This is a genomic window from Pseudomonas syringae CC1557, from assembly GCF_000452705.1.
In the GTDB taxonomy this organism is placed as follows: Bacteria; Pseudomonadota; Gammaproteobacteria; order Pseudomonadales; family Pseudomonadaceae; genus Aquipseudomonas; species Aquipseudomonas syringae_F.
In genome coordinates this window covers 3,345,357-3,358,521 of record NZ_CP007014.1, presented here as the reverse complement: position 1 = coordinate 3,358,521, position 13,165 = coordinate 3,345,357, and the positions used below count along the sequence as shown (strand labels likewise).

Genomic DNA, 13,165 nt, shown 5'->3' with positions numbered 1-13,165 from the left:
CTTCATCAACTCAGCATAGCCAAGTCGGCCTGTCAGCATTTTATAAAGTCTATGTATCAGTAAGTAAAAGCGGTAAAGAAGTTCAATGGGTGAACAAATACCGGGAATCGCGACTGCAATTTGGGGTCCATGTGACAAGCGCACAGACGTCGGCGTGCTTATCGCCGATTTATGTGTGAAATTTCAATCCTCTATGTGAGAAATGAGAGTGTTTTCCGTAGGATTACGGCAAACTCTATCGTTTTGATCCATTTGTCAGGGATATTTCATGAATCGGTCGTCTGTCGTCGATGAGCAGCGCTTTCGCAAGTTACTGGGACGTAACGTAGGCTTGCCACTGGGTGTCGGAGTGCTGAGTGCAGTTTTCTTCATTCTGTTGATCAGTTATCTGCTGGCGGCAATACAGTGGGTCGAGCACACCGACAGGGTCATTAATAACACCAACCGCTCGATGAAGCTCTCCATCGACATGGAAACCGGCATGCGCGGTTTTCTGCTGACCGGCGATCAGCATTTTCTCGACCCCTATGAGCTTGCCAAACCGTTGTTGGCCGCTGAGCTTGAGGGGCTGATGAAACTGGTGGAAGACAATCCCACGCAACAGGACAGGTTCAGGCGTCTGTCCACCATGCAGCAAGAGTGGAACGCTTTTGCCCAGCAAATGATCGACTTGCGGCGCAACAATGGCGACTTTCTGGCGCCGGTGCTGGCGGGACGTGGCAAACGAATTACCGATCAGATCCGCACCGAGTATGAGCAAGCGGTGGAAATGGAGCAGCAACTTCGCCTGACCCGTAACGCCGAGGTGACGCGCAGTACGGTGATTTCAGTTTCGCTGTACCTGATATTCGTGGTGATTGTCAGCGGCATTCTGGCGTATATCGGCCGCAGAGACTTGATGTCTCTTTCGGGCACCTACAGCGAAAATATCAGGTTGCAGGAGATCAATGCCGAACGGCTGCAAAAGGTTGCCTGGCTGCGCAATGGTCAGAGCGAGCTGGCGGAGCAGGTACTTGGGCAACTCACACTTAACATGCTGGGTAGCCACATCCTGCAGTTTCTGACCCGCTACCTGGGCGCTTCGGTGGGGGCGGTGTACATCCGCCAGGAGCATGGTGGTTTGTCGCGTGTAGCCTCCTATGGTTTTTCCCGCGAGCAGGAGCAGCAGGCTCAGGTCATCCACAGTGACGAAGGTATCGTCGGCCAGGCGGCACTACAGAAGCGGATCATCACCCTGGATGAGCTGCCGGAAAGCTATTTTTTCAAGGTGGCTTCAGGTCTTGGCGAAGGATCACCCCGCAGCGTGATTGTCGTGCCTACCAGCAATGACGATCAGATCAATGGGGTTATCGAGCTGGGCTTTTTGCGCCCTCTGACCGAGCGGGACATCGAGTTTCTGGAGCTGGTTTCCGAAAATGTCGGTACGTCCATAGAAGCGGCACGTTATCGTCAGCGCTTGCAGGAGGTACTCGCCGAGACCCAGCAGCTCAACGAAGAACTGCAGGTGCAACAGGAAGAGTTGCGCACCGCCAACGAAGAGCTCGAAGAGCAGTCGCGTATTCTCAAGGAGTCCCAGGCGCATCTGGAAACCCAGCAGGCCGAGCTGGAACAGACCAACGAGCAACTGGCCGAGCAAAGCAAGGCGCTGTCTGATCAGCGCGACGCGCTGGACCGTAACAATGAAGAGTTGAGCATCGCTCAAACCGAATTGCAGGCCCGGGCAGACGAGCTGCAACGCTCCAGCAAATACAAGTCTGAATTCCTCGCCAATATGTCCCATGAGCTGCGCACGCCGCTCAACAGTTCGTTGATTCTCGCCAAATTGCTGGCCGAGAACCCGAAAGAAAACCTCACCGCCGAACAGGTCAAGTTCGCCGAGTCGATCTATTCGGCAGGCAATGACCTGTTGAACCTGATCAACGACATTCTCGACATCTCCAAGGTCGAAGCCGGCAAGCTGGAAGTGCGTCCGGAGAACAGCAGCGTGCCGCGCCTCGTGGAAGGCCTGCGCTCCATGTTCCAGCCGCTGGCCGCCGAGAAGAAGCTGGCGTTCACCGTCGATATACAGGCGGGTGCGCCGACCATGCTGTTCACCGACCGCCAGCGTCTGGAGCAGATTCTCAAGAACCTGCTGTCCAACGCGATCAAGTTCACCGAAGCTGGCGCGGTCAGCATGATCGTCTCTCGCCAGCCAGGCGAAGGCATCGTGTTCAGTGTGCGTGATTCGGGCATCGGCATCGCGGAAGAGCATCAGCAGGGCATTTTCGAAGCATTTCGTCAGGCCGACGGGACGACCAACCGGCGTTACGGCGGCACAGGGCTAGGGTTGTCGATTTCCAGGGATCTGGCAGCACTGTTGGGCGGCTCGATCAGCGTCACCAGCGCGCCGGGGCAGGGCAGTATCTTCACACTGGTGCTGCCGGAGCAATACGTCGAGCAAGGCGCGGCTGAGCCCGGCATTGAGCCGGTTATCGCCGCTTCACCCGCTCAACGCCTGCCTGAGCCCGTTGCGCCGGTCATTCAGCAGCCCACGGTGGTCGAGCCAGCAGTACCGGTATTCGCCGATGATCGCGAAAAGGCGCCTTTCGAGCGGCGCTGCATTCTGGTCATCGAAGACGAAGTACGGTTCGCGCAGATTCTTTTCGACCTGGCCCACGAACTGGGCTACGACTGCCTGGTCGCGCACGCTGCCGATGACGGCTTCAACCTGGCTGCGCGGTACACGCCCGACGCCATTCTGCTGGACATGCGCCTCCCGGATCACTCCGGCCTGACGGTGTTGCAGCGCCTCAAGGAACTGGCCCCGACCCGACACATCCCGGTTCATGTCATTTCGGTCGAGGACCGCCAGGAAGCGGCACTGCACATGGGCGCCATTGGCTACGCAGTCAAACCGACCACGCGTGAAGAGCTGAAGGACGTGTTTGCCAAGCTGGAAGCCAAGCTGACACAGAAGGTCAAGCGCATCCTGCTGGTCGAAGACGACGCGTTGCAGCGTGACAGCATTGCCCGGCTGATCGGCGACGACGACATCGAAATCACCGCGGTAGGCTTTGCTCAGGAAGCGCTGGACCTGCTGCGCGATCATGTCTACGACTGCATGATCATCGACCTGAAGCTGCCGGACATGCTGGGTAACGAGTTGCTCAAGCGCATGTCGACGGAAGATATCTGTTCGTTCCCGCCGGTCATTGTCTACACCGGGCGCAACATGACCCGCGATGAAGAGGCCGAGCTGATGAAGTACTCGCGCTCCATCATCATCAAAGGCGCACGTTCCCCCGAGCGGCTGCTGGACGAAGTGACCCTGTTCCTGCACAAGGTCGAGTCGCAGCTCTCCAATGAACGGCAGAAGATGCTCAAGACCGCACGCAGCCGGGATAAGGTATTCGAAGCGCGCAAGATTCTCGTGGTCGACGATGACGTGCGCAACATCTTCGCTCTGACCAGCGCGCTGGAGCACAAGGGCGCAGTGGTGGAAATCGCCCGCAATGGTTTCGAGGCGATTGCGAAGCTCAACGAGGTCGAAGATATTGATCTGGTGCTGATGGACGTGATGATGCCCGAGATGGATGGCTACGAAGCGACCATCGAGATCCGCAAGGACCCGCGCTGGCGCAAGCTGCCGATCATCGCGGTGACTGCCAAAGCCATGAAAGATGATCAGGAGCGTTGCCTGCAGGCCGGTTCCAATGATTATCTGGCCAAGCCTATCGATCTGGACCGCCTGTTTTCGCTGATTCGAGTCTGGCTGCCGAAAATGGAGCGTATCTGAATGAGTGCAGCCCTGCCGCGCCGCGTCCGTGCCAGTGCGGGATTTCATTATGCCGCTTGATCGAAGTGTCGACATCGAACTCAAGCTGCTGATAGAGGCGATCTACCTCAAGTACAGCTATGACTTTCGCGATTATTCTGGCGCGTCCGTCAAACGGCGTGTGACGCATGCCCTGCGCCAGTTCGAATGCAGTACCATTTCTGCACTGCAGGAACGGGTGCTCCACGATCCTGCGGCGTTCATGCAGCTGTTGCAGATTCTTACCATTCCGGTGAGCGAGATGTTTCGCGATCCCGCGCACTTTCTGGCGATTCGCACAGAGGTCGTGCCGTTGCTGCGCACTTATCCGTCCATCAAGGTCTGGATTGCCGGTTGCAGCACAGGGGAGGAAGTCTATTCCATGGCCATTCTCCTGCGCGAAGAAGGTCTGCTCGACAAGACCATCATCTACGCAACCGACATCAACCCCTATTCGCTGGAGAAGGCCAAACAGGGTATTTTCTCCATGGAGAACCTGCGGGCCTACACCGAGAACTATCGGAACTCCGGCGGTCAGCGCAATTTCACCGATTACTACACCTCGGCTTACGATTACGCGATTTTCGACAAAACGCTTCGCGAGAATGTGACCTTTGCTGATCACAGTCTGGCGACGGACAGTGTATTTTCCGAGACGCAATTTATTTCTTGCCGTAACGTATTGATTTACTTCAATAAGAAGTTGCAAGATCGCGCATTTGGTTTGTTTCACGAGTCGCTGAGTCATCGTGGCTTTCTGGCGCTGGGCAGTAAAGAGACGCTCGAGTTTTCCGCCTACGGGGACGCCTTCGAGACGCTGATCAAGCCTGAGCGGATCTATCGCAAACTATGAAAACCGATTTCAGTGCCGACTCGATCGGTGACGCCTTACCCGATGTCGATGCTATTGTCGTGGGCGCATCGGCTGGCGGCGTCGAGGCGTTGCTGAGAATATTCAGCACGCTGCGACCCGGTTTCAGCTTGCCTATATTGACGGTGCTGCATTTGCCGGATGATCGACGCAGCCAACTGGCGCAGGTGTTCCAGAATCGCTTGCCGATACCCGTCAAGGAAGCCGATGACAAGGAGGATATCGTGCCCGGTACACTCTATTTCGCCCCGGCGGGCTATCACCTCTCGGTGGAGTCTGACCGAAGTCTGTCGCTGAGCCAGGAGGAGCGAGTGTTTTATTCGCGGCCGAGCATAGACATTCTGTTCGATTCGGCTGCGGACGCTTACGGCTCGCGGCTGGCTGGCGTGCTGCTGACCGGCGCTAATAACGACGGCGCACGAGGTTTGCTGCAGGTCAGGAAAAACGGTGGTTTCACGGTGGTACAGAACCCTTTGCAAGCCCAGGCCTCGACCATGCCCGAGGCCGCTCTGGCGCTGCAATCGCCTGATTACCTTCTTTCTCTGAATGATATTGGCCGATTGCTGGTCGAGCTGGAACGAACCGCATGTTAAGTGAAATTCAGGCCAAGCTGCTCATCGTCGATGACCTGCCGGAAAATCTGCTGGCGCTCGATGCATTGATCAAGCGTGAAGACCGCATCGTATTCAAGGCCCTGTCCGCTGACGAGGCGCTGTCACTGCTGCTGCAGCATGAATTCGCCCTGGCCATTCTCGACGTGCAGATGCCGGGCATGAACGGGTTCGAGCTGGCAGAAATGATGCGCAGCACGGAAAAGACCAAGAACATCCCGATTGTGTTTGTCAGTGCTGCCGGTCGAGAGCTGAACTACGCCTTCAAGGGCTATGAAAGCGGTGCGGTGGATTTTCTGCACAAGCCGCTGGATATTCATGCGGTGAAGAGCAAGGTCAATGTCTTCGTCGACCTGTATCGGCAACGCAAGGCGATGAAAATCCAGGTTGAAGAATTGGAGCGCAGTCGTCAGGAGCAAGAGCTGCTGCTCAAGCGCCTGCAATCCACGCAGAGCGAGCTTGAGCATGCTGTCCGAATGCGCGATGACTTCATGTCGATCGTTTCCCATGAAGTGCGCACGCCGCTCAACGGTCTGATTCTGGAAACCCAGTTGCGCAAATTGCACCTGGCCAAGGACAACGCTGCGGCGTTCACCATGGAAAAGCTTCGCGCCATGGTGGACCGCGACGAGCGGCAGATTCAGAGTCTGATCCGGCTGATCGAAGACATGCTTGATGTGTCGAGAATTCGCACGGGTAAGTTGTCGATCAGACCCAGCCCGTTTGACTTGAGCGAGCTGGTCACCCAGTTGCTGGAAAGCTTCGCTGCGCAGATTGCCGCCGCCAACTCCAGCATCACGCTGTGCGCCGAGGAACCGGTGATTGGCGTCTGGGACGAGTTCCGCATCGAGCAGGTGGTGGCCAACCTGCTGACCAACGCGCTGCGTTACGGGGCACGCAAGCCAGTCGAGGTGCGTGTGTTCGGCAAGGAAGGTCACGCGTATATCGAAGTCACGGATCAGGGCATCGGCATCACGCCTGAAAACCAGAAGCGTATCTTTCAGCAATTCGAACGTGTCACGACCAACCATGCGGTCGCCGGCCTGGGGCTGGGGTTGTTTATTTCAGAGCAGATCGTGATGGCCCATGGTGGTCGTATCGAGGTCGAAAGCGAGGAGGGCGTGGGTTCTACCTTCCGGATTTGTCTGCCGCTCTAAGGCATTGCTGCAACTGATAGCCACTGGCGATCAAGTTTAATCGGATATGCGCGCAACCTCCCATGGCTGTCGTGGTCGTAATGGCAGCCATTTATAAGATCAAAGGCAGTTCAATGAGCGCTGATGCAGAAAACGTCGTACTAATCGTCGAAGACGAACCGCTGATCCTGATGTTGCTGGCCGACTATCTGTCAGGTGTGGGCTATCGCGTCCTCCAGGCGGAAAACGGTGAGCAGGCATTCGAGATTCTGGCCACCAAGCCTCATCTGGACCTGATGATCACCGATTACAGATTGCCGGGCGGCATCTCGGGCGTGCAGATCGCCGAGCCCGCAGTCATGCTGCGTCCTGAATTGAAAGTGATCTTTATCAGTGGCTATCCGGCAGAAATTCTGGAATCGGGCAGCCCGATTGCCGCCAAGGCGCCGATTTTGGCCAAGCCGTTCACGATGCAAACCTTACAGTCCAAGATTCAGAGCCTGCTGGCCTGACCTTGCCTGCCGCCTTGGCGGGCAAGAGCGTTATGCGCAATACGACCGTTAAATGAAGAAGCCTGATCTCAGGCTTCGATCATTTCCCGCACTTTCGAGGTCAGGTGGTCAAATGCGAACGGCTTGGTGATCAATTGCATGCCCGTTTCGAGGAAACCTGCCCGCACAGCGGCGTGCTCGGCATAGCCGGTAATGAACAGGACCTTCAGCTCTGGCCGTAACTGGCGAGCAATTTCGGCCAGTTGGCGGCCATTCATTCCCGGCAACCCCACGTCACTGATCAACAGATCAATACGCTGCCCCGATTCAAGAATAGGGACAGCCTCACGCGCGTCACTGGCCTCGATAAAGGCATAGCCCAGTTCGCTCAATACTTCGCTGACCAGCACGCGAACGGCAGAGTCATCTTCCACGATGAGCACGGTCTCGCCGTGCTCAGCGCGAATTGCGTGGCTCTGAAAGCTCTGTTCATCGTCATTCTGCAGCCCTTGAAAGCGCGGTAGAAACAATTGCACCGTGGTGCCCTGACCCACCTCACTGCTGATAGAAACATGGCCGTGCGACTGCTTGCTGAAGCCATAGATCATCGACAGACCGAGGCCGGTGCCCTGGCCAATGGGTTTGGTGGTGAAAAACGGATCAAACGCGCGACTGATCACCGTTTCCGGCATGCCGCAGCCGGTGTCACTGACACTCAACACCACATAATCGCCCGGCAAGAGGTTCTCATGGGCATTGGTGAAGGTCTTGTCCAGTTGCTGGTTGAACGTCTCGACCACCAGTTCGCCACCCTCGGACATCGCGTCGCGGGCATTGAGTACCAGGTTGAGCAGCGCGTTTTCCAGCTGATTGGGGTCGGCTTCGGCGGTCCATAAATCTTCCGACAGCCGCACGTGCAGGCGGATGCTTTCGTTGACGCTGCGGCGCAGCAGCTCGTCCATCGCCTTGACCAGATGGTTCATGTTCACGGGTTTAGAGTCCAGCGACTGGCGACGCGAAAACGCCAGCAGGCGATGGGTAAGGGCTGCGGCGCGATTGGCTGAGGTCACACCCAGATCGATCAGGCTTTCCAGTTCTTCTACCTGGCCGCGCGCCACACGCCTTCTGATCAGCTCAAGGCTGCCGATGATGCCGGTCAGCATATTGTTGAAGTCGTGGGCAATACCGCCGGTCAATTGGCCCACCGCTTCCATCTTCTGCGACTGGCGCAACACTTCTTCCTTGTGGCGCAGCTGGGCAGTGCGTTCTTCGACCTGCTGCTCAAGGGTTTCGTTGAGGCGGCGCAACTGGGATTCAGCCTGTTTGCGTTCGGTGATGTCCGATGTTACCCCGACCAGTGTGCTGACCCTGTCGTTTTTGCTGTGAATGGCGCGTGCGCGCACGTCCACCCAATTGAGTGAGCCGTCGGGCCAGATATTGCGATATTCGATGATGAAATCCACACCGGAATCCAGACTGCGTTGCAGTGCCGACTGCATGCGTGGCTGATCTTCCGAGTAGACGACTGACAACCAGTCGTCATAACTGAACGCTTCCTGCTCATCCAGGCCGAAATGCGCCTTGGTAATGGCGGAGCAGCTCAGTTTCAGATTCTCCGCTTGCAATTGCCACGAGCCGAGACGTCCTGCTTTCAGGGCATTCTGCAGGCTGCGCTCGCTTTCGTGCAGATCTTCAATGCGCGCCCTGGCTTCATATTGGCGTCTCCGACCGCGCACTGCTGTGGTCACCAGACTGACCAGTGTCACAGGATGAAACGGTCGTTCCAGAAACGTCACATTGCCGAGGAGGTTACCCAGACGGGCGGATGGATTGTGTTCCGGCCCGCCGTGGTGAGTGAGCAGGACGATGGGCAAGTCAGACCATGCCGGTTGCTCTTCCAGTACTTTCAACAGCGGGTTGATATCGTTATTTTGCAGCGCCTCATCGGCAATCACCGCAAGGCCCGCCCCGGCAGCCAGCTCTTTGACCAGCTCCGTCAGGTCGTTAACCACTGCTGCCGGGAAGCCCGCTTCATCGAGTATGCGCAGGGCAATCTGGTTGTCTCGTCCACGGGGCGCGAGAATGATTGCGCGTTCGGATAATTGACCCGAAATACTCACAGATCTTCGTCCACCAGGAGAGGCTTTTTGTCACCCATATAATTCGGAATACCGCCCAACACGCCTTGGAAGGCGTCCAGTGGCTCGCCGATGGTCAAGCCATTCGAGCTGATACGGTATTCGCGGATGGTCGATTCGTGCGTGCCTGTACGCTTCTTGATAACCGAAACAGCCCGACGCACCTGACCCAGGGCCTCGAAGTAGCGCAGCAGGATTACGCTGTCGGCGAGATAGGTGATATCGACCGGAGACCGCATGTCACCCACGAGCCCATGCTGCGCAACAGTGATGAATGTCGAGGCGCCTTGGCGATTGAGATACAGCAAAAGCTCGTGCATGTGCAAAATCAGCGCGCTTTCTTCAGGCATGGCGGCCTGGTAACCATTGATACTGTCAATAATCACGGTTTTTATCTGCTTGCGGTCCACCGCGCTTCGTACCCGATGGGCGAATTCGCCGGGAGACAGTTCAGCCGCGTCGATTTGTTCAATCAGCAGGTTGCCGGTGTCCTGCAGTGCGCGAAGGTCAATCCCGAGCTTGAGCATGCGCTCGAACAGCAGTCCCATCTCTTCATCGAATATAAACAGACCGACTCGCTCGCCGCGCGCAACAGCCTGCACCGCAAACACTAGCGATATCAGGGATTTGCCCGTACCGGCCGGCCCGAGTATCAGCGTGCTGGAACCACTCTCGATCCCACCGCCCAGCAGCTTGTCGAGTCCCTCGATCCCGCTGCTCATCTGTATGCGCGGGAAGTCCGAGCGGTATTCGGCCGCCACCAGACGCGGGAAAACCTGTATGCCGCCGTGGGCGATGGTGAAGTCGTGATAGCCGCCCCGGTACTTCTGGCCCCTGTATTTGACGATTTTCACGCGTCTGCGCTCGGCACCGTAGATCGGCGTCAGCGATTCCAGGCGGATCACGCCGTGGGCGACACTGTGGACAGTCTTGTCGAGCGCATCGGTGGTCAGGTCATCCAGCAGCAGTACCGTCGCGTTGTAGCGATTGAAGTAATGCTTGATTGCAAGTATCTGACGACGATAACGCAAGGAACTCTGCGCCAGCAGGCGGATTTCCGAAAGGCTGTCGATCACCACCCGCGAAGGTTTGACACGCTCGACCACCTCGAAGATGTGGCGAGTGGCCTCACCCAGCTCCAGGTCAGACGAGTAGAGCAGGCTCTGATGGTGATCGGAGTCGAGCAGGTTCTCGGGCGGTGTCAGTTCGAAAATATTGATCTCGTCAGCCAGTACCCAGCCGTGCGACGCCGCGCCTTCGCGAAGCTCGTGTTCGGTTTCGGACAGGGTGATGTATAACGACACTTCACCCGCATCCGCTCCCGCTTGTAAAAACTGAAGTGCTACGGTTGTCTTGCCGGTTCCGGGTTCGCCTTCAAGAAGGAAAACATGATTGCGTGAAAAACCCCCTGAAAGGATGTTGTCCAGACCTTCAATCCCGGTTGCCGCTTTTGACGTATTCAAGTATCGCCCTCTGATAACCCATGTAGGTTTTATTACCGCTTAACTCTGGACCGCCCTATGTACTGGCGGTTCACACTATTTGTGGTTGTTGTTGCGATTATAGCTATTCAAATGAGTGGTTCAGGGTCCGGAAAAAGTCAGTTCAGTCTGCTTACGATAGTTATAGTGGTGTTGTTATAGTTTCTCTTCCGGGCTTTGACCTGTTTAAGGATGACGCGATGCTCAATTACCAGGCCTTCAAGGTCGAACTGGCCGACTGCATTGCTCATGTGCAGATCAACAGGGCTGACAAGGTCAATGCCATGAACGCGGCATTCTGGACCGAAATTATCGAGATATTCGACTGGATAGAGCGCAACGATGAGGTTCGCGTCGTGGTGCTGAGCGGCGCTGGCAAGCACTTCTCTTCAGGTATCGATCTGGCATTGCTGGCTTCAGTCGCTAACCAGATGGGCGACGACGCAGGCCGCAATGCGCGACTGCTCAGGCGCAAGATCCTCGACATGCAGGCTTCGTTTACCGCCGTCGACCATTGTCGCAAGCCGGTGCTGGCTGCCATTCAGGGCTATTGCCTGGGCGGCGCCATCGATCTGATCTCGGCCTGTGACATGCGCTACGCCGCTGCCGATGCGCAATTCGCGATTCGTGAAATCGATATGGGCATGGCTGCCGATGTCGGTACCTTGCAGCGTCTGCCGCGGATTATTGGCGATGGCATGTTGCGCGAGCTGGCCTATACCGGACGCACTGTCGGTGCCGAAGAGGCGCAGCGAATCGGACTGGTCAATTGCACCTTCGATGATCATGCAGGTCTGTTGGAGGGTGTATTTGCGCTGGCGCGGGAAATCGCAGGCAAGTCACCGATCGCCATCGAAGGTACCAAGCAGATGATCAGCTATATGCGTGATCACCGGGTCGAAGATGGGCTCGAACACGTTGCCATCTGGAACGCCGCCATGTTGCAATCGCCCGATCTCAAATTGGCGATGGTTGCGCACATGAGCAAGCAGAAGCCGGTATTCGATAATTAAAGCAGCACAATGTTTGTGTGCAGACAAAGGAGTTTTTCCATGACGCGCCCGGTGCGTTGGACTACAGCAGTTCTGGATGTCGAGGCCAAAGAGGGGCTGGCCGTGGTCCATAGCGATCAGGGCTTCCTGCTCGACGCCAATGGCGTGATGTTTCCCAGAGCCTGGCTGAGCAGGCTGAACCTGCCGGTGCAGAGCGAGCATGGCATCGGTTATCTGGACGGCGAGCCTGTGTATTTGCTGGTGCTGGAGGAGTGCGTCGCGGTCGAGGGCTGCGCCTGGCAGGGCTTGCGCCAGTTCATGATGGAAGGCGACTTCGCCATATTTCAGATGCTTGGGTACGCTGCACAGGTCAGCACATGGGCCAGAGAGCATCGATTCTGTGGCGCCTGTGGCCGGCCGACGGTGCAGATCCCCGGCGAACGGGCGATGTACTGCGCGCACGACAAACTGCGTCTGTATCCGCGTATTTCTCCAAGCATGATCGTGCTGGTTACCCGTGGCGATGAAATTCTGCTGGCCCGTTCGCCGCGCTTCGTCACCGGCATGTACAGCGCGCTGGCCGGTTTTGTAGAACCCGGTGAGTCAGCGGAAGAGTGCGTACACCGTGAAGTGATGGAAGAGGTGCAGGTCAGGATCAAGAATCTGAAGTACCTGGGCAGTCAGTGCTGGCCGTTTCCGCACTCGATGATGCTGGGCTTTCATGCCGAATACGACAGCGGCGACATCGTGCCGCAGGAAGAAGAGATCGAGGACGCGCGCTGGTTTCATATCGATGATCTGCCAGCACTGCCGGCCAACCGCTCTATCGCCCGCTATCTGATCGAAGCCTACCTGTCACAGCGCTCAGGCACCGCCGAACCAGTGCTGCCAGGCTAGACGCACGGTCAGCCCGAGCACGACGGTAATGAACACCGGGCGGATGAATTTGGCGCCGCCCTTGATAGCGGTTCCTGCGCCAAAGTAGGCGCCGAGCATGACTGCCAGGCCCATGCTGAGGCCGATGATGTAATCCACCTGACCGGAAAACATGAACACTGACAGCGCCACCGCATTGCTGACGAAGTTCATGCTGCGCGCCACGCCGCTGGCCTTGACCAGATCCACCGGGTACAGCAGCAGCGTACTGACTGTCCAGAAAGCGCCGGTGCCCGGTCCGGCGACGCCGTCATAAAAACCCAGCCCCAGGCCCTGTGGTAACTGCCATTTCTTTTTGATCGGCGCGTCGCTGTCCAGTGGCGCCTTGGGCGTACCACCAAACAGCAGGTACAGCCCGCAGCCGAACACAATCACCGGCAGCATCTGGTTCAGCCATTCGGCAGGCAGATAATGGGCTATGACAGCGCCGATGGCCGCGCCGACAGCGGTCCCGACTATGGCATGCACCCACTGGCGTGGATGAAACAGCTTGCGCCGGTAGAACGTGAAGCTGGCCGTGGCCGAGCCGAAGGTCGAACTGAGCTTGTTGGTTCCCAGCACCAGATGCGGTGGCAGCCCGGCCGTCATGAGCGCCGGTGTCGTGAGCAATCCGCCGCCGCCCGCAATGGCGTCGATGAAGCCCGCTAAAAAGGCCACGACGGCAAGGATGGCGAGGGTGGTCAGGTCGACGCTGAGTTCAAATGGCATGACGAGAG

Annotated in this window: 10 protein-coding genes; 7 read left to right on the top strand and 3 right to left on the bottom strand. The window is 57.2% G+C overall.

The genetic code is table 11. From position 1 onward, the window contains the following. Positions 1-268: 268 nt before the first annotated feature. From N018_RS14720 to N018_RS14700, 5 genes are all read left to right on the top strand, one after another. Positions 269-3,775 (top strand): response regulator, encoded by a 3,507-nt coding sequence (locus tag N018_RS14720; protein WP_025390077.1) that lies wholly within the window; start codon positions 269-271, stop codon positions 3,773-3,775. A 49-nt stretch (positions 3,776-3,824) separates the two neighbouring features. Continuing rightward, complete coding sequence (locus tag N018_RS14715) at positions 3,825-4,646, top strand: CheR family methyltransferase (protein WP_024646934.1); 822 nt, start codon at positions 3,825-3,827, stop codon at positions 4,644-4,646. Continuing rightward, on the top strand, positions 4,643-5,257 hold the full coding sequence (locus N018_RS14710; protein WP_025390076.1) for a chemotaxis protein CheB: 615 nt from the start codon (positions 4,643-4,645) through the stop codon (positions 5,255-5,257). Before N018_RS14715 ends, N018_RS14710 begins: the two co-directional genes overlap by 4 nt. After that, entirely contained in the window at positions 5,251-6,432 is a 1,182-nt protein-coding gene (locus N018_RS14705) for a hybrid sensor histidine kinase/response regulator (RefSeq protein ID WP_024646936.1), read from the top strand. Before N018_RS14710 ends, N018_RS14705 begins: the two co-directional genes overlap by 7 nt. Positions 6,433-6,545: 113 nt before the next feature. Further along, positions 6,546-6,923: a response regulator gene (locus N018_RS14700; RefSeq protein WP_024646937.1), complete on the top strand. Its 378-nt coding sequence runs from the start codon at positions 6,546-6,548 to the stop codon at positions 6,921-6,923. Positions 6,924-6,991: 68 nt separating this feature from the next. On the opposite strand, the gene N018_RS14695 is transcribed toward N018_RS14700, so the two are convergent. Further along, entirely contained in the window at positions 6,992-9,022 is a 2,031-nt protein-coding gene (locus N018_RS14695) for a response regulator (RefSeq protein WP_025390075.1), read from the bottom strand. Beyond that, entirely contained in the window at positions 9,019-10,503 is a 1,485-nt protein-coding gene (locus N018_RS14690) for an ATPase domain-containing protein (protein WP_025390074.1), read from the bottom strand. The genes N018_RS14695 and N018_RS14690 overlap by 4 nt, the downstream gene beginning before the upstream one ends. A gap of 218 nt (positions 10,504-10,721) precedes the next feature. On the opposite strand from N018_RS14690, the gene N018_RS14685 reads away from it, so the two are divergent. Both N018_RS14685 and nudC read left to right on the top strand, forming a co-directional pair. Next, positions 10,722-11,534: a crotonase/enoyl-CoA hydratase family protein gene (locus N018_RS14685; protein ID WP_025390073.1), complete on the top strand. Its 813-nt coding sequence runs from the start codon at positions 10,722-10,724 to the stop codon at positions 11,532-11,534. A 39-nt stretch (positions 11,535-11,573) separates the two neighbouring features. Beyond that, complete coding sequence (gene nudC / locus N018_RS14680) at positions 11,574-12,410, top strand: NAD(+) diphosphatase (RefSeq protein ID WP_025390072.1); 837 nt, start codon at positions 11,574-11,576, stop codon at positions 12,408-12,410. On the opposite strand, the gene N018_RS14675 is transcribed toward nudC, so the two are convergent. Next, a complete protein-coding gene (locus N018_RS14675; RefSeq protein ID WP_024646942.1) occupies positions 12,378-13,157 on the bottom strand; it encodes a TSUP family transporter in 780 nt (259 codons plus the stop codon). The genes nudC and N018_RS14675 overlap by 33 nt on opposite strands. Positions 13,158-13,165: the final 8 nt, after the last annotated feature.